A 25620-nucleotide genomic window follows, 5' to 3' on the forward strand; every position below is an offset into this window, starting at 1 on the left:
TTGTGGTTAAATCAATTTACTGATTTTCAGTAATATGAGCAACTTTTTTATCTTAAATCATAATGCACAACGGGTTACATAATACTTTAAATCAATCATTATTACACTATAAATTGGTGTTTAAGTATTGATACATATACTTATGTAAAAGAGCTTAAATAGGCTTACATTTACTAAATTTATACAATGGACTTATTCTCTTCAGAAACTGTAAAAAACATACTTCCTTTTGATGGCATAACCAATTATCATGGTGTTGTTTTCAATAAAAAGCAGTGCGAATTTTATTACAGAAAACTATTAGAAACCATCGATTGGAAAAACGACGAAGCCATTATTTTTGGTAAGAAAATTATCACTAAAAGAAAAGTAGCTTGGTATGGAGAATCAGCTTTTTCATACAAATATTCAGGAATAATAAAAACGGCAAACATTTTTACAAAAGAGTTGTTACAACTTAAAAAAATAGTAGAAAAACAAAGTGGAGAAACTTATAATTCTTGCTTGCTAAACTTGTATCATTCGGGAGAAGAAGGAATGGCTTACCATTCAGATGGAGAAAAAATGCTAAAAAAAAACGGCGCAATTGCATCACTTTCATTAGGAGCAACACGTAAATTTTCATTTAAACATAAAGAAAACAAACAAAGAATAGATGTAATTTTAGAAAATGGTAGTTTGTTAGTAATGAAAGAAGGTACCCAAACCAACTGGTTACACAGATTGCCTCCAACAAAAAGAGTGCAAGCACCAAGAGTAAATTTAACATTTAGAACCATAGTGATATAGCTTCAAATTTTGTTAGTCTACTTGAGGGTAATCTAGAATTTTTTAATTAGATCTTAATTATGTGTAACTAAAGGTTAGATATTCGAACTTAAATTCATAAATTTCTTACAAAACTTTCCATATTTTTGTAGTAAAATTTTATTCATTGGATACTAACAATCAGCAAACCATAAACTTAAATAAATACATTAGTTCCTCAGGAATTTGTTCTAGAAGAGAGGCCGAAAAATTTATTAACGAAGGTAGAGTTACCATTAATAGCAAACCAACGCAATTAGGTAATAGAGTTGGTAAAAAAGACGTGGTAAAATTAGATGGTAGGTTGGTAAAACCAAAAAACAAAACCCTCTATATTGCATTGAATAAGCCTATAGGAATCGTTTCTACTACAGATGGTAGAGAACCCAATAACATTGTAAAATACATCAATCATCCAGAAAGATTATTCCCAATTGGGCGTTTAGATAAACCATCAGAGGGGCTTATTTTTCTTACCAATGATGGCGATATTGTAAATAAAATTTTACGAGCAGGTAATCATCACGAAAAAGAATATTTTGTTTCTGTAAATAAATCCATTACCCAAGAATTTATTGATAAAATGAGTAATGGAATTCCCATTTTAGGAACTATCACTCAAAAATGTAAAGTCGAAAAAGTAAGCGATAAAATTTTCAAAATTATTTTAACCCAAGGTTTAAATAGGCAAATTCGTAGAATGTGCGAGTATTTAGATTACGAAGTTACCAAGCTAAAAAGAACCCGAATTATGAATGTAGAATTGGGGTATTTACAAACTGGTGATTGGCGCGAATTAACAGAAGATGAAATGAAAGAAATCAACACCATGATTTCCTTGTCTTCTAAAACCGAAGAAGCTTCTTTGCTTAAAGAAAAGCCAAAAGCTACAAAACCGAAAAGAAAATCGGCTCCTGCAAAAAACAATTTTAATAAAAAAAGTGCTGCTTTTAGAAAATCATCGCTAAAAAATAAAAAGAAAAAGTCTGGTTTTTCTTCAAAAAAGAAAAGAAGATTTTAACATCTAATCTTTAAGAACGTTTTAATTTTACAATTCTTAAATAGTCTTATCTTTGCCGACAATGAAATTCGACTTAAAAATAATAGATCCAAAAAGTAAAGCCAGAGCAGGTGTAATTACTACAGATCATGGAGCAATAGAAACACCTATTTTTATGCCAGTAGGCACAGTAGGTACTGTAAAAGGCGTACATCAAACAGAGTTAAAAGAACAAGTAAATCCAGATATTATTTTAGGAAATACTTATCATTTATATTTAAGACCAGGTTTAGATATTTTAGAAAAAGCAGGTGGTTTGCACCAATTTATGAATTGGGATAGAAATATCTTAACAGATTCTGGTGGTTACCAAGTATATTCACTTTCTGGAAGAAGAAAAATAAACGAAGAAGGCGTAAAATTTAAAAGTCATATAGATGGTTCTATGCACTTTTTTACACCAGAAAACGTTATGGAAACACAACGTACAATTGGTGCAGATATTATTATGGCTTTTGATGAATGTACCCCTTACCCATGTGAATATAATTATGCAAAACGTTCTATGCACATGACACATAGGTGGTTAGATAGATGTATTAATCATCTTGAAAAAGTGCCTTATAAATATGGTTATGAGCAAACTTTTTTTCCAATTGTACAAGGAAGTACGTATAAAGATTTAAGAAGACAATCTGCAGAATATATAGCAAACTCCAATCAGCAAGCAAATGCTATTGGTGGTCTTTCTGTAGGTGAGCCAGCAGAAGAAATGTATGCAATGACCGAGGTTGTCACAGAAATATTACCAGAAGACAAACCACGTTATTTAATGGGTGTAGGTACACCTATTAATATATTAGAAAATATTGCTTTGGGTATAGATATGTTCGACTGTGTTATGCCAACTAGAAACGCAAGAAATGGAATGTTATTTACAGCACATGGCACTATTAATATTAAAAATAAAAAGTGGGAAGACGATTTCTCTCCAATAGATGAAATGGGAATTACTCATGTAGATTTAATTTATTCTAAAGCCTATTTACGTCATTTATTTGCTGCCAAAGAAATGTTGGGTAAACAAATAGCTTCTATTCATAATTTAGGTTTTTATGTTTGGTTAACAAGAGAAGCAAGAAAACATATTTTAGCTGGAGATTTTAGAGAGTGGAAAGATAAAATGGTAAAACAAATGGATAAACGACTTTAGATTTCTAGGTTCTAAGTTTAAAATTCAGAATTTAAGTTGGTATATAAAATAAAAAAAAAGCTACGCTTTTGAAAATAATAGATTGGTACATATTAAAACGTTATTTGGTAACATTTTTGTTTACTTTACTCATATTGATACCTATTGCAATAGCTATCGATGTATCTGAAAAAGTAGACAATTTTTTAGAGCATCCCAATTTAGGAATTGCAGAAATTTTAAATGATTATTACCTAAACTTTACCATTTATTATGCCAATACATTTATGCCTTTGGCATTATTTATTGCAGTTATATTATTTACATCTAAACTATCTAATAATACAGAAATTATCGCTATAACCAATGCAAAAGTTTCATTTACAAGGTTGTTATATCCTTATTTTGTAGGAGCTACTTTGGTAACTATTATTTCTTTAGGCATGAATCATTATGTGGTGCCAAATAGTAGTAAGATCAGAAAAAGTTTCGAAAAAAAATACATTAGCAATGCCAAACAAAAAAACGAATTTAAATACGTAAACAATTTTAGTTTGCAACTAACAGATAGTACGTATGTGTTTATTAAAAGTTTTAATACAGAAACAAATGCAGGTTATAATTTTGCTTCAGAAACTTACAATGGTTTAGAATTAAAAACAAAGCTTTTTGCAGATAATATAAAATTCAATCCTAAAGATTCTACATATGCATTAGGAACCTGGCGTTTAAGAAAAGTTTATAAAAACAAAGACAGTATTTTTAGAGGGACTAAATTAGATACGGTATTTAATTTTACACCTAGAGATTTAATTTACAAATCTGCCTTTGCACAAGAAATGCCTTCTGGAGAATTAATTAACTTTATAGATTTATCTAAAAAAAGAGGCGTTAAAAACTTAAACGCATATTTAGTAGAATTATACAAAAGAACAAGTCTGCCAATTGCAAGTTACATTTTAACCATTATTGCAGTAGCATTGGCTTTTAGAAAAAGAAGAGGAGGCACAGGTGTAAATTTAGCTATAGGTGTAGGTATTATGTTTCTCTATGTATTTTTTATGAAAATTGGAGAGGTATTAGGTTCTGTAGCCGGAGTAAACTCTCTATTGTACGTTTGGATACCCAATATTATATTTGGTATTTTATCAATCTACTTGTATATAGATGCAAGAAAGTAAGCTAAATAATTACCTGCTATTACATTTTATTGTATTTTTATGGGGCTTTACAGCTATTTTAGGAGCTTTAATTTCTATTGATGCTATACCCTTAGTCTTTTTTAGAATGGCGTTGGCTGTTTTTTTTATCGTCTTGTATTTTTTAATTAAAAAAAAGAAGTTTTCTTTAGATGCAAAAGGAGTAGCTAAATTTCTAATAACAGGTATTATTATTGCGCTTCATTGGATCTTTTTTTTTAAAGCCATAAAATTATCAAATGTCTCAGTGGCATTGGTAACTATGAGTACTGGCGCTTTTTTTACATCACTGTTAGAACCCATTTTTTTTAAAAGGAAAATAAAAACAATAGAAATACTTTTAGGGCTCTTTGTTATCGTTGGTTTGTATATCATATTCAATTTTGAAAACGAATATAAATTAGGAGTTATTTATGCATTAATTGCCTCCTTTTTAGGATCTCTTTTTGCAGTCTTAAATGGCTTGTTTATTAAAACATATCAAGCAGAAAAAATAACTTTATACCAACTTTTTTTCGGAACTTTATTTGTAGCTATGTACCTTTTATGTACAAGTAGTTTTACTATGGCATTTTTTAAACTTTCTAATTTAGATTGGCTATATCTTTTTATATTAAGTTCAGTTTGTACAGCTTATGCATTTATTGCTTCTGTAAAAGTGATGAAGCATATATCTCCCTATACAGTAATGCTTACCGTAAATTTAGAACCTATTTATGCTATAGTTTTAGCAGTATTAATTTTTGGAGAAAAAGAACAAATGAGTAACACATTTTATTTAGGTGCGTTTATCGTATTATTTGTAGTTTTGTTAAACGAAGTTATAAAAAAAGGAGTAAACTTAAAGCATAAATTTACACAAAGCTTAAACAGAAAAAAGTAAGATTATTTTACTTTAAAAAGTAAATTTTATAGTATGTTTGTTCTTACAAATTATTAAAATCAAATAACTACAAATGGAATATTTAGATTTTGAATTGCCAATAAAAGACCTGCAAGATCAATTGCAAAAATGTAAAAATATTGGTGAAGAAAGTGAAGTTGATGTAACAGCAACTTGTAGAAAGATTGAAAAAAAATTAGAAAAAGCTAGAAAAGATATTTATAAAAATTTAACACCTTGGCAACGTGTACAATTATCTAGACACCCCAATAGACCTTATACTTTAGATTATATTAATGCAATTTGTGGAGATACTTTTATGGAGCTTCATGGAGATAGAAGTGTAAAAGATGATAAAGCAATGATTGGTGGTTTGGGTAAAATTGGCGATCAATCTTACATGTTTATTGGTCAACAAAAAGGATTTAATACAAAAACGCGTCAATATAGAAATTTTGGTATGGCAAACCCTGAAGGGTATAGAAAAGCCTTACGTTTGATGAAGATGGCAGAAAAGTTTGGAATTCCTGTAGTAACTTTATTAGATACACCAGGTGCTTACCCAGGTTTAGAAGCAGAAGAACGTGGACAAGGAGAAGCTATTGCTAGAAATATTTTAGAAATGACACGTTTAAAAACACCTATTATAACTATTGTTATTGGGGAAGGAGCTTCTGGTGGTGCATTAGGTATTGGAGTAGGAGATAAGGTGTACATGATGGAAAATACTTGGTATACTGTAATTTCTCCAGAATCTTGTTCTTCTATTTTATGGAGAAGCTGGGAGTACAAAGAACAAGCAGCAGAAGCCTTAAAATTAACAGGAACCGATATGAAAAAGTTAAAGTTAATTGACGGTATTATTAAAGAACCAGTAGGTGGGGCTCATTCTGATAGAGAAGGCGCTTTCAAAGCTGTAGAAAGTCAAATTATAGCAGCCTTTGAAGATTTAAAAGATTTATCTGAAACAGATCTAGTAGCACAAAGGATGGATAAATATGCAAATATGGGAGTTTACAAAGAGTAGTTTTTTTTTTAAAATAAAAAACAAGATAAAAAAGAGCGAAATTCTAAAATTTAGAATTTCGCTCTTTTATTTTTGCCTACTGCCCCTAATGCCTACTGCCTACTACATCCCTAAAGAAGTAAATAATTGTTTTATTCTTGGATCTGAAGGTCTTGGTGCATTTGCATCCACAATATTTCCTTGCGGGTCAATTAAAATAAACCTTGGTATTCCAGTAATTTGATATGCTTGCTGAAAGGAATAATCTTTTCCAGACCATAACTGCGTGCCTGTTAATTGTCTTTCTTTTACAAAGTTTCTCCATTTTTTTTCTGCAGCTTCCCAAGAACCACCATTTTTTCGCGCTTCATCAGTAGAAATACTAACAAACTCTATGTTTTTATTATGATATTCTTTTTCTAAATCTTTTAAATATGGTATTTGCTGTATACAAGGGCCACACCAAGTTGCCCAAATATCTAAATACACATATTTTCCTCTAAAAGCGTCTAAAGATTTTTTACCACCTTTAAAATCTACATAATCTTCAAACTTTGGAGATGGTCTGCCAATTGCAGTTTTTTCCATAATCTCTTTCTGTTTCAAAGCAAAATCATGATTTCTTTCATAGTCCTTAGTAATATTTTCTAAATACTGTTTACTCATCCTGTTAGAGCTATTGTAAACAGCGGTATCAATATTTTTTGATCCATATAGAGTATTAACACTATCAATATATTTTTTTATAAATCTTACTTTATTATCAAAAGCATTTTTTTCTAATAAATATAAACTAGATGGATCACCATAATTTCTAGATAGTTCAAATTGAGATAATATAAAATTATTAGTGTCAGAGCCTTTACCTTTATATGTAAAGCTTTCAAAAAAAGGATCGTCTTCTGCGTTTAATATCAAATCATATCCATTCTTAAGATAGATAATGGCTCTTTTATTACTTCCTAAAGTTAATCTGTAATGTCCTTTTTTATGTATTTTTAGAGTGTCTTTAAAAGTACCGTCTTTATTTATTTTGATTTCTTTTAAAATATTTTCTCCAGTAACTACTAAAATAGAGTCTTTTGGGCTATTAATTTTTCCTGATAATTTAACAAATTCGTTTTCTTTTTTACAAGAAGCCATTGCTATAATTGCCAATAATATTAGGTTTATTTTCTTCATTTTTTATAATTTAATTTTACAAAGATAATATTTAAATTTACGATCAACTCATAAAAAAAATCCCAAACATTGGTCTGGGATTTTTGATTATTTAAGAATCAGATTCATACTCTGTTCGTTTTTCTTCTTTCTTTTTACTTTTTTTGATTTTAATGGTAAGTTTATTGTTTTTTTCATCTAAATCCATAGCAATAGTATCACCTTCAGATAGTTTAGAATTAACAATTTCTTCTGCTAAAGCATCTTCTATGTACTTTTGAATAGCTCTTTTTAAAGGTCTAGCACCATACTTTTTGTCAAAACCTTTATCTGCTATGTAATCTTTTGCTTTTTCGCTTAAGTTTAATGTGTAGCCTAAATCAGCAATTCTATGCAATAACTTATCTAATTCGATATCTATAATAGAATGTATGTCTTCTCTTTCTAGTGCATTAAATACGATTACATCATCTATTCTATTTAAAAATTCTGGTGCAAAAGACTTCTTTAAAGCGCCTTCTATTACAGATTTAGCGTGTGCATCTGCTTGTTCTTTTTTAGAAGAAGTGCCAAAACCAACACCACCACCAAAATCTTTTAGTTGTCTTGCACCAATATTAGAAGTCATAATAATTATGGTATTTCTAAAATCGATTTTTCTACCTAAACTATCAGTAATATGTCCATCATCTAAAATTTGTAACAACATGTTAAATACATCTGGATGGGCTTTTTCAATTTCATCTAATAGAATTACAGAATATGGTTTCCTTCTAACTTTTTCTGTTAATTGACCACCTTCTTCGTAACCAACATATCCTGGAGGTGCACCAATTAAACGAGAGATAGCAAATTTTTCCATGTATTCACTCATGTCAATTCTTATTAAAGAATCGTCAGAATCAAATAACTCTCTTGCTAAAACTTTAGCTAATTGCGTTTTACCAACCCCAGTTTGTCCTAAGAAAATAAAAGAACCAATAGGTTTGTTTGGATCTTTTAACCCAACCCTATTCCTTTGAATAGCTTTTACCACTTTAGTTACAGCTACATCTTGCCCAATTACTTTACCTTTAATTAATTGAGGTAACTCATGTAACTTATGGCTTTCTGCTTCTGCAACTCTATTTACAGGAATTCCTGTCATCATAGAAACAACTTCTGCAACATTGTCTTCTGTTACAATTTCTCTATTCAATTTAGAATCATCTTCCCATTGTTTTTGAGCAGAATCTAAAGCAGCTTCCATATTTTTTTCGTCATCACGTAACTTGGCAGCTTCTTCATACTTTTGCCCATTTACAGCTTTGGTTTTTTTATTTCTAATAATTTCTAATTGAGTTTCTAACTCTACAACTTGTTTAGGAACAACAATATTAGTGATATGTATTCTAGAGCCCGCTTCATCTAAAGCGTCTATAGCTTTGTCTGGTAGGTATCTGTCAGTCATATATCTATTTGTTAATTTTACACAAGCCTCTATAGCATCGTCTGTAAAATCTACATGGTGATGTTCTTCGTATTTCGATTTTATATTATATAGAATCTGAATTGTTTCTTCAACAGTAGTTGGGTCTACGATTACCTTTTGAAAACGACGTTCTAGGGCTCCATCTTTTTCTATATTTGTTCTGTATTCATCTAAAGTGGTAGCTCCAATACATTGTATTTCTCCTCTTGCTAAGGCAGGTTTTAACATGTTAGAGGCGTCTAAAGAGCCTGTAGCACCACCAGCACCAACAATTGTGTGTATTTCATCGATAAAAAGTATAATATCTTCATTCTTTTCTAGTTCGTTCATTAACGCTTTCATACGTTCTTCAAATTGCCCGCGATATTTTGTGCCAGCAACCAAACTAGCTAAATCTAAAGAAACTAATCTTTTGTCAAAAAGGATTCTAGAAACTTTACGTTCTACAATTCTTATAGCCAAACCTTCTGCAATGGCAGATTTACCAACACCAGGCTCACCTATTAACATGGGGTTGTTCTTTTTTCTACGACTTAGAATTTGAGAAACACGCTCTATTTCTTTTTGTCTACCAACAACTGGGTCTAACTTACCATTTTCTGCTAATGCAGTCAAATCTCTTCCAAAATTATCTAAAACAGGTGTTTTAGATTTTTTTACAGTTTTACTTTTTTGAGGTTGTTCAAAAGGATTTGATTTTTCTGAAGCAAACTCATCATCAGAAGATGTTTCTGCAATAGGGTTTTCTGGTAAATCTGTATTTTCTGCATGCAACTGTTTGTATAAAGCTTTCGCTTCATCATAATTTACATGATATTTTTGAATCAACTTAGTGGTTGGGTCGTTTTCGTTTCTCAGAATGCATAATAATAAATGAGCAGTGTCTATAGAGTCACTTTGGTATAGTTTAGCTTCTAAAAAAGTTGTTTTTAGCGCCTTTTCTGCTTGTCTTGTTAAATGCAAATTTCTCTTTTCTGTTTCTTCTGCAAATGCAGGGTTTACGGGGTTTAATAATTCTAGTTTTTTACGTAAAAGCGTGGTGTCTACATCAAATGCAGTTAAAATCTCCATTGCTTTTCCTTCTCCTTTTCTTATCAAACCTAATAAAAGATGTTCAGTTCCAATAAATTCGTGACCTAATCTTAGAGCCTCTTCTTTACTAAACGTTATCACATCTCTTACTTTTGGTGAAAAATTATCGTCCATATTTTATTATCTATTGATGTAAATTTAATCCTTTTTTTTTTGAATAATGACAAAAAAGATGCCAACTCTAAAAAACTGACAGTTTGACCATACAACTAAATTATAAAACGATTGAAAATCAACCAAATAAAACAGTGTTAAAAATTATCAAAAAATGTTGATAACTCTCTTTAATTCATCGCTTATAAATCTTTGAAAGTAGTAGTAGAAATAGTATCTTGCCTTGTTTTAAAAAAATGAATAATATTAATAGAAAATATATATGGCAGACGGAGAAAAATTAATTCCAATTAATATTGAAGAGCAGATGAAATCTGCATACATAGATTACTCAATGTCGGTAATTGTATCTAGAGCTTTACCAGATGTAAGAGACGGTTTAAAACCAGTGCATAGAAGGGTTTTGTATGGTATGCATGAGTTGGGGATTAAAGCTACAGGTGCTTATAAAAAATCTGCAAGAATTGTTGGAGAAGTATTAGGTAAATATCACCCACATGGAGATACTTCTGTGTATGATTCTATGGTGCGTATGGCACAAGATTGGAGTGTGCGTTATATGATGGTAGATGGTCAAGGTAACTTTGGTTCTGTTGATGGTGATTCTCCTGCAGCAATGCGTTATACAGAGGTTAGAATGCAAAAAATATCAGAAGAAATGTTAGCTGATATTGATAAAGATACTGTAGATCATCGTTTAAATTTTGATGATACCTTACAAGAACCTACAGTATTACCAACAAGAATACCAAACTTATTAGTAAATGGTGCATCTGGTATTGCAGTGGGTATGGCAACAAATATGGCACCACATAACTTAACAGAAGTTATAAATGGTACGGTTGCCTATATTGATAATAGAGATATTGAAATAGACGAGTTAATGCAGCATGTAACTGCTCCAGATTTTCCAACAGGTGGTATTATTTATGGCTATGATGGTGTAAGAGATGCTTTTCATACAGGTCGTGGTCGTATTGTAATGCGCGCGAAAGCTAATATAGAAGAGGTAAAAGGGCGCGAGTGTATTATTGTTACAGAAATACCTTACCAAGTTAATAAAGCAGATATGATTAAGAAAACTGCAGACTTGGTGAACGAAAAGAAATTAGAAGGTATTGCCAATATACGTGATGAATCTGATAGAAATGGAATGCGAATCGTATATATTTTAAAGCGAGATGCAATACCAAATATTGTATTAAATAAACTTTTCAAGTATACGCAGTTACAAACTTCTTTTAGTGTAAATAATATTGCCCTGGTAAATGGAAGACCAGAGCAATTAAATCTAAAACAATTAATCCATTATTTTGTTGAACACAGACACGAAGTAATTGTTAGAAGAACAGAGTATGAACTTAAAAAAGCAGAAGCAAGAGCTCATATTTTAGAAGGATTAATAATTGCATCAGATAATATCGATGAAGTTATTGCAATTATTAGAGGGTCTTCTAATGCTGATGAAGCTAGAGAAAAATTAATTGAACGTTTTGAGTTATCAGAAATTCAAGCAAAAGCAATTGTAGAAATGCGCTTGCGTCAGTTAACAGGTTTAGAACAAGATAAATTACGTTCTGAATACGAAGAAATCATGTTAACAATTGCTGATTTAAAAGATATTCTTGCAAATGAACCAAGACGTTATCAAATCATCAAAGACGAATTACTTCATATCAAAGATAAATATGGAGATGAGCGTAGATCTACCATAGAATATGCTGGTGGAGATATGCGAATAGAAGATATGATTCCTGATACTAAAGTTGTAGTTACCATATCTAACGCAGGGTATTTAAAACGTACAAATTTAGATGAGTATAAGGTTCAAAATAGAGGAGGACGAGGTCAAAAAGGAGCAACCACAAGAAACGAAGATTTCTTAGAACATTTATTTGTTGGTACAAACCATCAATATATGATGTTTTTTACCCAAAAAGGGAAAGTATTTTGGATGCGTGTTTATGAAATTCCTGAGGGTGGAAAAAATACCAAAGGTAGAGCAATGCAAAACTTAATCAACATAGAACAAGACGATTCTGTAAAAGCCTTTTTAGTAACACAAGATTTAAAAGACGAAGACTACATTAATAGCCATTATGTAATTATGGCAACCAAAAAAGGTCAAGTTAAAAAAACCTCTTTAGAGCAATATTCTAGACCAAGAACTAATGGTATTAATGCTATTACCATTAAAGAAGGAGATGAGTTATTAGAAGCAAAATTAACCACTGGAGATAGCCAAGTAATGCTAGCATTAAAATCTGGTAAAGCCATTCGTTTTGAAGAAGCGAAAACTAGGCCAATGGGTAGAACCGCATCTGGAGTAAGAGGTATTACTTTACAGCACGAAAATGACGAAGTTATTGGTATGGTTGCCGTAAACGATATGGAAAGTAATATTTTAGTTGTTTCTGAGAAAGGCTATGGTAAAAGATCTAACCTAGAAGATTACAGAATTACCAATAGAGGAGGTAAAGGTGTAAAAACATTAAATATTTCTGATAAAACAGGAAACTTAGTAGCTATTAAAAATGTAGACGATTCTAACGATTTAATGATTATAAACAAATCTGGTTTAACCATTAGAATGGCTGTAGAAGATTTACGTGTAATGGGACGTGCAACACAAGGTGTTAGATTGATAAAAATTAAAGATGATGATAGTATTGCTGCTGTTGCCAAAGTAGTTCATGAAGAAGATACTGAAGACGAAATAGAAAATGGTACAGAAATTGAAAATAATGAAAACAATAACAATTAAGAACAATAATAAATTAAATAATCATTAAAATGAAAAAACAAATAATAACGCTTTCTTTAGGTCTAATGACGGTTTTAGCATTTGGACAAAAGAAACAATTAAAAACTGCAGAAAAGGCAATTAAAATGCAACAATATTCAGAAGCTTTATCTGCAATAAGTTCTTTAGATGGTTTGTTAGCAGGTATGGATGAAAAATACAAGGCTAAATATTACTTTCTAAAAGGACAGGCTTTAGCAGGTAAAAAAGACTTTGAAGGAGCCGCAGAATCTTACAATACACTTTTTTCTTACGAGAAAGAAATTAAAAAACAAAAATATACAAAAGAAGCACAACCTTTACTAAACAAACTAGTACAAGAAGTTTCTACTTTAGGAGCAAACTTCTACAATAATGATAAAAATTATAGTGAAGCAGCAAAAAACTTTGCATTAACATATAAGTTAAGCCCAAAGGATACAGCTTATCTGTATAACGCAGCAGTAAGTGCTTCTTTAGCAAAAGAATACGATACTTCTTTAAAATATTATAGAACTTTAAAAGAGGTAGGTTATACAGGTATTCAAACACAATACCTTGCCACTGAGAAAGCTACTGGAAAAGTCGTAAATCTTGGAAGTAAACAGCAAAGAGATTTAATGATGAAAACAGGTACTTATATTAAACCAGAAAACAAAACAACAACTTCTAAGCAGGCAGATATTGTTAAAAATATTGGTTATATTTTAGTAAACCAAGGGAAAACAGAAGAAGCAATTGTTGCATTACAAGAAGCTAGAAAAGCAAATCCAAAAGATGTTAACTTAATTTTAAATGAAGCGCAGTTATACATCAAACTAGAGAAAATGGATAAATTCGGTGCTTTAATGGAAGAAGCTGTAAAATTAGATCCTACAAACCCAGTTTTATTTTTTAATTTAGGAGTTGTAAATGCTAATGAAGGTAAAACAGAAGAAGCAATTAATTATTACAAAAAAGCTATTGAGTTAAAGCCAGATTATGGAGATGCTTACATGAATTTAGCTGTTGCTATGCTTGCTGAAGAGAAAGAAATTGTAGATGAAATGAATAAAAACCTATCTAACTTTAAAAAGTATGATGAGTTACAAGAAAAGCAAAGAGCATTATATAATAAAGCTTTACCTTTTATTATAAAAGCAGATAGTTTAAACAGAACAGAAGGCACTGTAAGATCTTTATTGAATATTTATGATACTCTTAGAATGGAAAAAGAAGCAGATGCTCTTAGACCCATCTATAAGAAAATGAGATCTGGAAATTAATCTTAATTTTTACTTATATAAAAAAACCGAAACTTAAAAGTTTCGGTTTTTTTATATCATTTTTTTTATTACCCTAAGTTTATGGGTGTGTTTTTGCAAATCTGCATTAAAAATTCCACTATGGTCTAAGGTGTCAATTCTAACTTTGCCATACGCATGTATTATGTGATAATCATTTAAAATAATACCAACATGCGTAATTTCTCCCTCTTCATTATCAAAAAAAGCCAAATCTCCAGCTTCACTTTCTTCAATAAAACTTAAAACAATACCTTGTGTTGCTTGGTCTTTTGCATTTCTAAATAATTGGTAACCACAAAGTTTATAAACCATTTGCGTAAAACCAGAACAATCGATACCAAAAGGTGTTTTTCCGCCCCATAAATAAGGGGTATTTAAAAAAGTAAAAGCAGTTTTTAAAATATCTTTTTTATTAGACTTCCCATTAAAAACTGCGTTTTCATAAGTGTATTGTTGATTATTTATTCTTAATTGGCCATTGTTGAAAAATGGTAAATGAGCACCAATAGGTAAGGTTATAAGGTCGTTTTTTGCAGAGGTTATAAAATCTAAAATTTCAGCAACATAAACATTTTCATTGTTTTTTAAACGTACATAGTCAGCCTCAGAAATTTCAATAAATTGTTTGTTATCAATATATCCTTCAAAACTATCAAAGTTTAATCTAACTTTACTCCATAGTTTTTCGGTTTCTAAAATCTCAAAAATTTCACCAAAAAGGACTTGACTAGTCATTTCTGACTTTTCGGTTTTATCTGCTCTTAAAGGAACAATACTTATATTACAAATGCCAAACAGCATAGATTTATTAATAAAATTAAATTCTTTCTAATATCATTGCACTTGCACCACCACCACCATTACAAATTGCTGCGGCACCAATTTTTGCATTATTTTGTTTTAAAATTGATGTTAAAGCAATAATTATTCTAGCCCCAGAGACTCCTAAAGGATGTCCTAAAGATACAGCTCCTCCATTTACATTAACTATGTTGTCTGTAATATTTAATAATTTCATATTGGCTAAGCCAACTACAGAAAATGCTTCGTTTAACTCAAAATAGTCTACATCTTTAATTGATAAGTTTACTTTAGCTAAGGCTTTTGGTAATGCTTTTGCAGGTGCAGTTGTAAACCATTTGGGCTCATGAGCTGCATCTGCATAACTTTTAATTTTTGCTAAAGGTTGTAAGTTTAATGCTGTTGCTTTTTCTAAAGACATTAAAACAAGTGCAGCACCACCGTCATTTATTGTAGAGGCATTTGCTGCAGTAACTGTACCCTCTTTTGTAAAAGCAGGTCGTAAAGCTGCTATTTTTTCCATTTTCACATTTTTGTACTCCTCATCTTCAGAAAAAATAATAGGTTCTCCACGTTTTTGAGGTATTTTTACAGGAACAACTTCATCAGAAAATTTTCCATTGTTCCAAGCCTCAGCAGACCTCTTGTAAGATTGAATAGCGTAATTATCTTGTTCTTCTCTTGTAAACTCATAAGTACTCGCGCATTCGTCTGCACAAACTCCCATGGCTACTTTGTCATAAGCATCTACTAAACCATCTTTCTGCATGCCATCTTCTATAATAATTGGGCCAAATTTAGAGCCAGTTCTAGCATGTTGGTAATGTGGAATAGCACTCATGTTTTCCATACCTCCAGCAACCACTATTTCAGCATCGCCTAAAGCAATGGTTTGTGCTGCTAACATAATAGATTTCATTCCAGAAGCACATACTTTATTTACAGTTGTACAAGGTACAGTATCTGGTATACCAGCATAAATTGCAGCTTGTCTTGCAGGAGCTTGACCTAAGCCAGCAGAAACTACATTCCCCATATATACTTCTTGAATCATATCTGGCGATAAATTAATTTTTTCTAAGGCTCCTTTTATAGCTATTGAACCTAGTTTTGTGGCAGATATAGAAGATAAACTACCCATAAAACTACCAATTGGGGTTCTTGCAACAGATACTATTACTACTTCTTTCATATCGTTATCATACTTTAAATTTCTGACTTTTTGCTAAATTAACTAAATTTAATCAATTTTTTAAGGATTGTGTAATTAGTATTTTCAACCTAAATTATTTTACTGTAAGTTTGTTATTATAAGAAATTAATTATGAGTAACATCGTTTACAAACTCTATCAAAATAATGCAATTATTTACAAAGTAATTTTATTTTTAATTACAACAGTTGCTATTGTATATCTTTTTCCAAAAGGAGGCCAGTTTAAGTATGATTTTAGCAATGGTCAATTATGGAAATATGATAATTTATATGCACCTTTTGATTTTGCAATTCAAAAAACAGAAGAAGAAATTACCATAGAAAAAAAACAAATAATTGCAAATGCAAAGCTTTATTTTGATTATGACTCTTCTATACCCAATGAAGTAATTAATGTTTACAAAAGAAAATTAAGCGCTTTAAAACAAAATGATACAATTTCTCAAGAGCAAATTCAAGAATTTGAAGATATTGGTATTAAAATAATAAATAATGTATATGAAAATGGCTTTTTAGAAGTTATTAGTCAAGATAGAGTATCAAACCCAAATGAGTTAGTTGTAGTAAAAAAAGAGAATGTTATAGAGGATGTTTTATTTAAGAATCTAAATAATTCTAATGATGTTTTATTAGCAATAACAAAAGGTATCAAAATTAAAACCAATTTTTATTTCAAAAGTGAAGTTTTTAATATCTTATCAGAAATAATTACACCTAACATAAGCTATAATGCTTCTTTTACTGATAAAATTATAGATAATGAAATAGGAAACATCTCTTACACGAAAGGAAAAGTGTCTTCTGGAGAACTTATAATATTAAAAGGTGATATTGTAGAAGGTAAAAAATTAGCTATTTTAAACTCCTTAAAAAGTGAGTCTGAATCTAAAGTTTGGACAGACTCTAATTACAACTGGATTATTTTTGGATATACCATATTAGTAGCATTAGCATTATTAATGCTCTTACTTTTTCTTCAAATAAATAGGTTAGAAATTTATAACAATAACAACAAAGTAACTTTTATATTTTTCAATGTTTTTATCATGATTTTTATACAGACATTGGTTATAAAATACAATTCAGATTACTTATATGTAGTACCATTAAGTGTTTTACCAATTGTGTTAAAGGCTTTTTTTGATGCAAGATTAGGCTTGTTTACACACGTTTTAACAGTATTGTTATTAGGATATGTTGTGCCTAATAGTTTCGAGTTTATTTATCTGCACATTATTGCTGGTATTGTTACTATTTTAACAGTATCAGAGCTGTATAAAAGAGCAAATTTATTTATTTCTGTAGCTCAGATTACGTTAATTTATATGATAACTTACTTTGCTTTTTCTATTATTAAAGAAGGTAATGCATCACAAATTAATTTAGATTATTTTATTCTTTTTGCCATAAATGGATTGCTTTCATTTTTAGCCATTATATTAATTTATATTTATGAAAAAGTATTCGGTTTGGTATCTGATGTAACACTTTTAGAACTTTCAAATACCAACACAAAACTTTTAAGAGAGCTAAATGAAAAAGCACCCGGTACTTTTCAGCACTCTATGCAAGTTGCAAATTTAGCAGAAACTGCAGCCAATGAAATAGGAGCAAATTCTATGTTAGTAAGAACTGGTGCCTTGTACCACGATATTGGAAAAATGGTAAATCCAATGTACTTTATAGAAAACCAAACAACAGGTGTAAATCCTCATAACGATTTATCTCCAGAAGATAGCGCAAAAATTATTACAGACCATGTAATAAAAGGTGTAGAAATTGCGAAAAAATATAAATTGCCAGACAGAATTATAGATTTTATTAGAACGCATCATGGAACTAGTACAGCCTACTATTTTTATATGAAAGAAAAGGAGCAAAACCCAGGTGTAGATATCAATATAAAAAAGTTTCAGTACAAAGGACCAAATCCTTTTTCTAAAGAAACAGCAATTTTAATGATGTGTGATGCTGCTGAAGCAGCTTCTAAAAGTTTAACAAAACCAACTGCCCAATCTATTAATGATCTTATAGACAAGATTATAGATAAACAAATGTCAGAAAATCAATTTTTAAATTCAGACGTTACTTTTAAAGAGATAGAAATAATAAAAAAAGTAATTAAGAAAAAGCTAATGAACATCTATCATTTAAGGGTAGAATACCCAGAATAGAAAAACGAAAAAAAAATAAAAAAAACTGAAAAACATCTTGGTAAATTGTTTTTCTAATATTACATTTGCACTCGCAATTTTAAGTTCGTTAATTTTAAATGAACTTTCGGGAGAGGTGGCAGAGTGGTAATGCAGCAGATTGCTAATCTGTCGACGGGAAACTGTCGCCAGGGTTCGAGTCCCTGTCTCTCCGCTATAAAATTGCACTCGGGGTGTAGCGTAGCCCGGTCATCGCGCCTCGTTTGGGACGAGGAGGTCGCAGGTTCGAATCCTGCCACCCCGACAAAGTTGGACGTAACAACTAAAAAATTACGGGCTCTTAGCTCAGCTGGATAGAGCACCTCCCTTCTAAGGAGGCGGTCGAAGGTTCGAATCCTTCAGGGCTCACTCTAACGGAGAATTGATTCATTTGAATTGATTTTCCGTTTTTTGTTTTTAATAATTCCCTTTGTGCTATTGACATTAGAGAGAATAACGAATTTATTTTTAAAGTTCGAACTGCATCATTTTGCTTGTCATAACCTATTCCGGACGGAAACACCAAGCTTTGTATTCTCTTTTTTTGTTGTAAATCTCCGGAAGTCCATATTTTACTGATGTTTGCACCTAAATTTAAAGCTGTATTAATCGCTTTTTTAAGGTTCGAACTCGAAATGTTCGATTGGCTTAGTGATGTATCTATTTCCTTTTTTATTATTGTATATTTTGATTTAAATTTATTGTAAATTTCTATATCAATTTCCCCAACAGCAAAACGCTCTTCAATCGACTCTATTTTTTCTTCAATTCCTTTTAATTGTTTTTTTAGCTGTGCATGTTCTGTTCTTAATTCTTTTGTGAGGTTGTCATAGGTATACAACATTACCTCTTTAATTGTTTCATTATATTTAGGGTCTACTTGAAAGCTATCAAGTATTTTTGTAAAGTTTTTGTGGATTTTATTAGCAGACTTGTTACAATGACATCCTTTTGTTCTGCATTTGTAATAGTATAAGTTTTTACGTTTAACCAAATAACCCGTTAAAGGTTTTTTACAAGTTTCACAATAAGCAAATTGTTTTAAAGGCAGATTAATATTATCTGTTTTATGAGTTTTAGGGTGAACAGACTCTTCCGAGTTTATTTTTAAAAAATCTTCTTTAGAAACAATTGGAGTATGTTTTCCTTGAATAATTTCACCCGGTAGCATTTTAGTTACTAATACACCACAGTAAAAAGGGTTTTTAAAAACTTCACCTAAACGTCTTTCATTAATTCTCACTCCTAACAAACTCAACTTATTTACAATTTCTACATTTGAATATTTTTTTTGTACTTTCCATTGAAATGCTTTTTTAAGCTGTTTTCCTGTTTTATCAATTGTGATATCCCATTCTACCGCTTTATGATATTTTTTATTATTTACATAGCCTAAAGGAGGTGACCAAAGCCAATAACCTTTTCGCAGTAAATCGCTCATTGCAGTAATCGTTTTATCTTTTCTGAGCTCATTATCAAACTGACTGAACATAAAAAAAAGATTTTGTTGAAACTTACCAGCAGCAGATGTTGCATCAACTTCTTGAGTTACCGCTTTTAACTGAATCCCCTGTTTGAAGAGGTCTTGAGATATTTGAGCAGCATTTGAACCTGTTCTAGAAAAACGATCATAAGAATACACAATGATATATCCAATATTTCCACTTTGTCGAACATATTTCAACATTCTTTTAAACTCTTTACGATCGTCGCTTTTCGCAGATTCATGTGTGCCTCCAAAATATGCTACAACTTCATAACCATTTGATTTTGCATAATTTTCACAATATTTCTTTTGAGTTCCTAAGCTAGTATTTGTGTCTGCTTGTTCTTTTGTAGAAACTCTGGTATAAATAATTGCTTTTTTATTAGCGCCATTTACTTTTTGTTTTGGACTAAATTTTTGAAATCTCTCGAGGCTATGCATCATTAAAATTATTTTAAAGATTCAAGTATGATAAAACAATAGTGTTCAATGGAAGAGAGTAGCTCATCTACATCTTGAGTTGTTTTCATACTTTTTATTAATTTTTCTCTTACTTTTTGTCTTTTCTCAAGGGTTTGAGTATCCTTTTTGTCATATACAAAATCAGCATTAAAGGAATTTTGTTTGGATTCGAAGGCCTCTTGATTTAAGTCTTGGTCCATATCGGATATGAATTAAATCGGGCTGAATCTGCAGGGACCGAATCTGTGCTACATTCATTTTTTTTATTTTTTTAGTAATGTTAATTTATAGTTTCCTTGGGCTCTAATCTCAATGAGAAGTTTTGCCCCTTTTGCTATTTTATGCTCTAAAATATATCTTGCTAACTGTTCTCTAGTTTTATGTTGTTCTGTGATTACAATAGGCTTTATATTTTCATCTTCAAAAGCAATTTCAACTACTTTTGGCTTTTTAAACACTAAGATATCTCGAATTTGTTTTTCAATTTCTGTGAGATAAGAAAGTTCCTTTTTCTTATTCCCGAAATCAACAGTCAATACTTTAGCTAATATTGGTGCCATAGGAATGGAAACCATTGGATGTTGTAAATAGACACTACTTAATTTTAGTGATAAGTTGGTATCTCCATATAAAAATTCAAAATCATTAGTCTCTGGGACGTACAATAGTGTATGTGGCATAGATTCTCTTAAAATAGCTGATTTTAGCATATCTGTAAAAGGATTGATAAGAGTTCTAAAATACTTCTCCATAAGAACTTCATCCTCAAGATGCCTCTCTAAAGACTGAATGGCATCCTTTGGTAACTTTGCTTTGTTATTCTCTATATATTTAGTAAATACTTTGTCTGCATATTTATCCTCTCTAGGTTTTTGCCAAATTTCATTTGCTAAAACACTGATTCTCTCTACTGATACCCCAAAAGAGGATAATGTATTTATAATACAAACCCATGTGGCTTGAGAAAGATTCATTCGTATCCATTTGGTTTTAGTTTTTGTCTTATGCAGAACAGTAGTTTCCTCTTTTGTATCAATATTTTGTTGTTTTTCTACAAAAGGCACTAAATTGTTATCTAGCCAATAATTTATTTTTCTAGAAGTAATTCCTAGTTGCGTTGGACTTATATCACGTTCATCATGAATAATATTCCCCAATTTTTTAATTTCTTCAATCGTCATGGTTATACTTGTTTTTACAAATATAGGTAAAATTTAAAAAATAAAACAAAAACAACTATATTTGTGCTAAATATGATACATGGTGTATTTTATTATTATTATTTAAAAAAATGAATCAATGAGAAATAAGAATCAATTAAATCAAGAGGAGTATTATCCAAGTCCTATAAACAGGAGAGTTTGTAAGTGTGGTTGGGATCATGATTTTCAACCAGGTCGGAAAGACCAACTTTACATTAATAAACGCCATTATGATGCTTATTATAATAGAAACAATCGGAAAATTAAAAACCAACATATAATAGCAGCTGAAAAGCAGCTCAGGTTAAATAATAGAACTTTAGATAAATACTATAAAGCTAACATCACCAATCAAAAAAAAGGATTTGTGCAATGCTACTTAACTATTTTAAAAGCAGATAATTTCACAACGAAACATCATGTTGGTATTGTAGAGAAGGGAGCCAAAACATTTTACTGTTTGTATGACTATAAGTACCACTTGTTTAAAAATACCAATAATGAGTTGATTATTGAAATCCATAAAGAATAATTCTAAAACAAATTAATATGATAAAAACAATGGCAATAGAGACGTTACCAAGTTGGAAAGCGCTTAATAAAGATTACCCAAGGAAAGATTTTTCACAAGAATCCAATTATATTGTAATTGCTGTTGCAGCAATTTTAATTACTTCACTAGCTGCTGTTTTGATAGTGAATTATCAAAACGAAAAGTCTTTAGAAGAAAATAAAGGGTAATACCGAAAATAACTCTTTATTTTCTTTAAAACTAATTCTTACAATATTTTATAACACTACTTTAAACAATATATATTGCTAAACTTTTAGTGATAGATACTTGTTTTTTTTTGCTTTATTTTATTCTTGAAAATAATAATTATTTTATAAAATAATTTTGTTTTTTGGGATGAAAGAATTGAACAACACCAAAAAAAACATGTTATTAAATGTAAAACAATGTAGAATAAATACGAACGGTGTTTTACACCTCTTTACATCTTTTTTTTATCATTTAAACATTGTGTTTTTCAATTGATGTAATGTGAATCAACAATCTGAGAAGCTTACAATAAAAGAAATACTACTAGACATTGATTGTGAGCGTAATTGTTTTTTCATAAACTTCTTCAGCCAAAAGATTTATAATGGTGTTCTCATGATTGGAGTAAATAAAATAGTGGTTCATTTTTTTAAAAGTTTTTTTTTCACCTCTAAATATTCTATATTGAAGATTATTTTACTGTATATCCGTAATTATTCATAACCTGTAATATTAGCAATTATGAGCCTATCAAATATTTTCTCTCCAAAATATCTTCTATTGAGTTTATAGACAAACTCATTTAGATATAACTGAAGATATTTTTTCTTGATTTTATGATAAGTTCCTACAAAATTTCGTTTTGCATTACTAATTGTAATATGTACCCACTTTAAAGTTTCTTTAGTTGTAGTTTCATCTGACTTCTCACTTATGTGCAATTCTACATAGTCAGCAATATTTACATAAGAAGTACTTTTATCTGTAAAAACGATTGTTTTTTCATTTTCTATGGCTTCTTTTAAAGCTTGGTCTATATTTTCTGCATTATGATTCTCTAGAACTTTAGCTTTAAAAAAACGAGATTGTCTCTCTACCTTTCCAGTTTCAATATTTTCAAGAACGGTACTTTCTGCCATTACCATCACATTAGATTTTGTTTTACTTCCACGTCCTGCTTTCTGGGTTTTATGCTCTTGCCCTGAGGCTTCTATTGTAAAATACCCTTCATCCATTTCTATCATGCCTTCTAAAGTATATCTATCATCTCTGTTACCCATAGCTTTTCGCAATTTGTGAACCATAGACCAGACTGGTTCGTAACGTTTTAAACCTAACTGACGTTGAATTTCTTTTGACGAAAATCCTTTCTTTGTTGCAGTTAGTAAAAACATCGTTTTATACCAAATTAAAAAAGATAAATTAGAACTTTGCATAATTATACCACTTCTTAATGAAGTTCTACTTCTGCACTTTTTACACTCATAACTCCATTGACTCTTTATCCAATAATGCTCCTTATGAGAACACCTTTTACAAGAAACACCTATTTTATCTCTTTCTGATTTAAAATGCTTACGACAACTTTCTTCACTGTCAAATTCTGCTGTAAAACTAAAAATATTCATATCTTTATTTTTATTAAATATACTAAAAATACATTAATTATTAGTGTTTGCGGATATACAAAAAAATTTTTATCTTTGAATTTGTAACTAAACACTCTCTTAACAAAAGTCCACTTTAGTTTGAAGACATACAGTAGTTAATTTAATACAGGACTAGGAGGTGCAATGTAGCTTGTGCCTTTTTAGGATTTAAAATCATAAATGTGCCCATCGCCATGAGTGCAGCTTACTTTCCCATTTTTTGTATGGCCTCTTTTCTACTGATATCATCTGTATATCCAATATTTTTTTTAAAACGAATGTAATAAAGTCTTTAATAACAAGTAACTTTTTTTTTAATTGCTAAAAAATAAGTTATGATATTCTAAGGGTGTTTGATTATGAAATTTTTTAAAATATTTGTACATCGTAACTCTTGAAGTAAATAAACTTTCTAGGGAGAGCGAATCAACAGTTTTATCTTTTAAATAGTTATTTTCTATCAAATTTATAGCCAACTTTACTTTAATGAAATTTTGATACTCCAATTGAGTTAAGTTACAATGGTATTTAAAAATATATTTTAAATGATATTTAGGTATTTTTATTTTTTGTGAAATATTTTCTAAATTCATCTCTTTTTGAGAGATGAAAATATAATTCAACTCTAACTTTTTAATTTCTAAAATAATGTTATCAATTTTTCCCTCTAACTGATTTTCAATTATTGTTTCAGCTATATTTTTCTCTATTAAATTATAGTTGGTTTTAGATAACCATATTTTAATTTCTTTATTTTTACTATAATTTATTTGAGAAATTAAACAGTACTCTCCATATAGTAATATCGGATTCATTAGTAAATATAATAACCAAAAAAACCAAATTACTGTTGAAAATATAAAAACATTTGTAAAAATTGTTAATTTATCCATTAAACCAAGATTATGAATAAAAACATATCCAAAAATAGATAGAGTAATTAAAAATAAAAAAAAGAAGGAAAATAAACCAAATCTATATATTCTAATATTTAATTTAGATTGTAAACGTTTCGTTTTATAAAATTTATTTAATAAGATATAACTATAAGAAATATAAAAAACCATACTAATTAAAGTTATAACAAGAAAATATCTGTCAAACCAGGGAATATTAAAAAAAGACATCAATAAAATGACTAAAAATGGAACAAAAAATTTGAAATTAGTGGAGTTGTATTTTTTAAATTCTAATAAGTTTTTTAAAAACAAAAAATAAATAGGCGATATAAAAATCAAATAAAATTTATAATTAAAATCTATAAATTTAACTTTAAGGATTCCCAATTCAAAAATTGCATATAGTAGTCTTTGAACCCCAACAAAAAAAATGAGTATTATAAAATAAACATTAATAAACTTATTAATTAAAAAATATTTTAAGTTTATGAGAATCACAATAAAACAGAAAGAAAATACTACTAATGAAATTAATACTCCGAGCATAAATTTATTTGTTTTTCCAAATATATGTATTTTAAATAAATTAATTGTTGTATGTAAAACAGGAAATATATTCGAAAATCGGGAAAAATGAAAGAAGCCATGAATGGAAAAATAGTGTAAAGAGTATTTTTGTGGTGAACTTACTAGACATTTACTTTTATGAAAAAAAATTACTTATTAATCTTATTATTAACATTTCCGTTTTTTATCTTTTCACAGATTTCAATCTCTAAAATTTCCTATTCAAGTGGGGAAAAAAAAAGATTAGGAGCTAAACCAGGTGAACTTATTAAAATTAGTATAGAAACATCAGAAGATGTTTCTGGCGCTTTAATTACCATAGATGGTTGGGGAACAAGCATTGGAGCGGAAGCGATGACCTTAGATTCCTCGAAATTATTATCATATACTTATACAGTTCCTGAAGACACCTCTAAAACGGATGGATACATAGAAATTACATTTACTATAGATTCTTATTCAAAAACAACTCTTTTCCCAATTGCAGACCAAAGAAAACCACAAGGTGGTGGTTCATCTTTTAACCCTTATGAGGTTGCTTCAGTTGCTAATTTAAGTTGGGTGTTTGACACTGGTACTCCTGAAAATGAAATTTTCTTTAAGCAAATCCA

Annotated in this window: 20 protein-coding genes, 3 tRNA genes and 1 pseudogene; 15 read left to right on the forward strand and 9 right to left on the reverse strand. The window is 29.8% G+C overall.

The genetic code is table 11. The features are described 5' to 3' along the window. Window positions 1-186: 186 nt before the first annotated feature. The 6 genes from Q0662_RS11610 (at window position 187) to Q0662_RS11635 (ending at window position 6108) form a co-directional block, all read left to right on the forward strand. Complete coding sequence (locus Q0662_RS11610; RefSeq protein ID WP_298949981.1) at window positions 187-789, forward strand: alpha-ketoglutarate-dependent dioxygenase AlkB; 603 nt, start codon at window positions 187-189, stop codon at window positions 787-789. Between the two features lie 145 nt (window positions 790-934). After that, on the forward strand, window positions 935-1828 hold the full coding sequence (gene rluF / locus Q0662_RS11615; protein ID WP_298949984.1) for a 23S rRNA pseudouridine(2604) synthase RluF: 894 nt from the start codon (window positions 935-937) through the stop codon (window positions 1826-1828). Window positions 1829-1889: 61 nt separating this feature from the next. Further along, on the forward strand, window positions 1890-3020 hold the full coding sequence (tgt, locus tag Q0662_RS11620) for a tRNA guanosine(34) transglycosylase Tgt (RefSeq protein ID WP_298949987.1): 1131 nt from the start codon (window positions 1890-1892) through the stop codon (window positions 3018-3020). 68 nt (window positions 3021-3088) lie between these two features. Next, the gene (locus Q0662_RS11625) at window positions 3089-4180 is read left to right on the forward strand and encodes an LptF/LptG family permease (protein ID WP_298949990.1); all 1092 of its coding nucleotides are present in this window, start codon (window positions 3089-3091) and stop codon (window positions 4178-4180) included. Further along, entirely contained in the window at window positions 4167-5081 is a 915-nt protein-coding gene (locus tag Q0662_RS11630; RefSeq protein WP_298949993.1) for a DMT family transporter, read from the forward strand. Before Q0662_RS11625 ends, Q0662_RS11630 begins: the two co-directional genes overlap by 14 nt. A gap of 73 nt (window positions 5082-5154) precedes the next feature. After that, window positions 5155-6108, forward strand: coding sequence for an acetyl-CoA carboxylase carboxyltransferase subunit alpha (locus Q0662_RS11635; RefSeq protein ID WP_298949996.1), 954 nt, complete (start codon window positions 5155-5157; stop codon window positions 6106-6108). 102 nt (window positions 6109-6210) lie between these two features. On the opposite strand, the gene Q0662_RS11640 is transcribed toward Q0662_RS11635, so the two are convergent. Both Q0662_RS11640 and Q0662_RS11645 read right to left on the reverse strand, forming a co-directional pair. Continuing rightward, window positions 6211-7269 (reverse strand): TlpA disulfide reductase family protein, encoded by a 1059-nt coding sequence (locus Q0662_RS11640; protein ID WP_298949999.1) that lies wholly within the window; start codon window positions 7267-7269, stop codon window positions 6211-6213. A gap of 91 nt (window positions 7270-7360) precedes the next feature. Beyond that, on the reverse strand, window positions 7361-9925 hold the full coding sequence (locus Q0662_RS11645; RefSeq protein ID WP_298950002.1) for an ATP-dependent Clp protease ATP-binding subunit: 2565 nt from the start codon (window positions 9923-9925) through the stop codon (window positions 7361-7363). Window positions 9926-10187: 262 nt separating this feature from the next. Between Q0662_RS11645 and gyrA the strand changes: the two genes are divergently transcribed. After that, on the forward strand, window positions 10188-12689 hold the full coding sequence (gene gyrA / locus Q0662_RS11650; RefSeq protein WP_298950005.1) for a DNA gyrase subunit A: 2502 nt from the start codon (window positions 10188-10190) through the stop codon (window positions 12687-12689). 29 nt (window positions 12690-12718) lie between these two features. Continuing rightward, window positions 12719-13972 carry a tetratricopeptide repeat protein gene (locus Q0662_RS11655; protein WP_298950008.1) on the forward strand — a complete coding sequence of 418 codons (1254 nt, stop codon included), beginning with the start codon at window positions 12719-12721 and terminating at the stop codon, window positions 13970-13972. Between the two features lie 51 nt (window positions 13973-14023). Here Q0662_RS11655 and Q0662_RS11660 read toward each other — a convergent pair whose 3' ends face one another. Both Q0662_RS11660 and Q0662_RS11665 read right to left on the reverse strand, forming a co-directional pair. Then, complete coding sequence (locus Q0662_RS11660; protein WP_298950011.1) at window positions 14024-14794, reverse strand: C40 family peptidase; 771 nt, start codon at window positions 14792-14794, stop codon at window positions 14024-14026. A 16-nt stretch (window positions 14795-14810) separates the two neighbouring features. Further along, the gene (locus Q0662_RS11665; RefSeq protein WP_298950014.1) at window positions 14811-15986 is read right to left on the reverse strand and encodes an acetyl-CoA C-acyltransferase; all 1176 of its coding nucleotides are present in this window, start codon (window positions 15984-15986) and stop codon (window positions 14811-14813) included. Window positions 15987-16118: 132 nt separating this feature from the next. Between Q0662_RS11665 and Q0662_RS11670 the strand changes: the two genes are divergently transcribed. The 4 genes from Q0662_RS11670 (at window position 16119) to Q0662_RS11685 (ending at window position 18569) form a co-directional block, all read left to right on the forward strand. Next, entirely contained in the window at window positions 16119-18182 is a 2064-nt protein-coding gene (locus Q0662_RS11670) for an HDIG domain-containing metalloprotein (protein ID WP_298950017.1), read from the forward strand. Between the two features lie 109 nt (window positions 18183-18291). Continuing rightward, a tRNA-Ser gene (locus Q0662_RS11675) sits at window positions 18292-18375 on the forward strand. 15 nt (window positions 18376-18390) lie between these two features. Then, window positions 18391-18465 (forward strand) — tRNA-Pro (locus tag Q0662_RS11680). Between the two features lie 30 nt (window positions 18466-18495). After that, window positions 18496-18569 (forward strand) — tRNA-Arg (locus Q0662_RS11685). Between the two features lie 739 nt (window positions 18570-19308). Here Q0662_RS11685 and Q0662_RS12065 read toward each other — a convergent pair. The 3 genes and pseudogenes from Q0662_RS12065 to Q0662_RS11695 form a co-directional block, all read right to left on the reverse strand. Then, window positions 19309-20130 (reverse strand): annotated as a pseudogene (locus Q0662_RS12065) (recombinase family protein); the annotation flags it as partial. Window positions 20131-20135: 5 nt separating this feature from the next. Beyond that, on the reverse strand, window positions 20136-20348 hold the full coding sequence (locus tag Q0662_RS11690; RefSeq protein ID WP_298950020.1) for a hypothetical protein: 213 nt from the start codon (window positions 20346-20348) through the stop codon (window positions 20136-20138). Window positions 20349-20411: 63 nt separating this feature from the next. Then, window positions 20412-21329 carry a hypothetical protein gene (locus tag Q0662_RS11695; protein WP_298950023.1) on the reverse strand — a complete coding sequence of 306 codons (918 nt, stop codon included), beginning with the start codon at window positions 21327-21329 and terminating at the stop codon, window positions 20412-20414. A 118-nt stretch (window positions 21330-21447) separates the two neighbouring features. Here Q0662_RS11695 and Q0662_RS11700 point away from each other — a divergent pair, with 118 nt between their 5' ends. Beyond that, window positions 21448-21882, forward strand: a complete 435-nt coding sequence (locus Q0662_RS11700) for a hypothetical protein (RefSeq protein ID WP_298950026.1) — start codon at window positions 21448-21450, stop codon at window positions 21880-21882. Window positions 21883-21911: 29 nt separating this feature from the next. Beyond that, window positions 21912-22091: a hypothetical protein gene (locus tag Q0662_RS11705; protein WP_298950029.1), complete on the forward strand. Its 180-nt coding sequence runs from the start codon at window positions 21912-21914 to the stop codon at window positions 22089-22091. 516 nt (window positions 22092-22607) lie between these two features. Here the strand turns inward: Q0662_RS11705 and Q0662_RS11710 are convergent. Continuing rightward, the gene (locus tag Q0662_RS11710; protein WP_298950032.1) at window positions 22608-23522 is read right to left on the reverse strand and encodes an IS1595 family transposase; all 915 of its coding nucleotides are present in this window, start codon (window positions 23520-23522) and stop codon (window positions 22608-22610) included. 335 nt (window positions 23523-23857) lie between these two features. After that, window positions 23858-24436, reverse strand: a complete 579-nt coding sequence (locus Q0662_RS11715) for an AraC family transcriptional regulator (protein ID WP_298950035.1) — start codon at window positions 24434-24436, stop codon at window positions 23858-23860. 711 nt (window positions 24437-25147) lie between these two features. On the opposite strand from Q0662_RS11715, the gene Q0662_RS11720 reads away from it, so the two are divergent. Further along, a partial coding sequence (locus tag Q0662_RS11720; RefSeq protein ID WP_298950038.1) for a hypothetical protein occupies window positions 25148-25620 on the forward strand: 473 nt, incomplete at its 3' end.

Source organism: uncultured Polaribacter sp. (genome assembly GCF_947503855.1).
GTDB lineage: Bacteria > Bacteroidota > Bacteroidia > Flavobacteriales > Flavobacteriaceae > Polaribacter.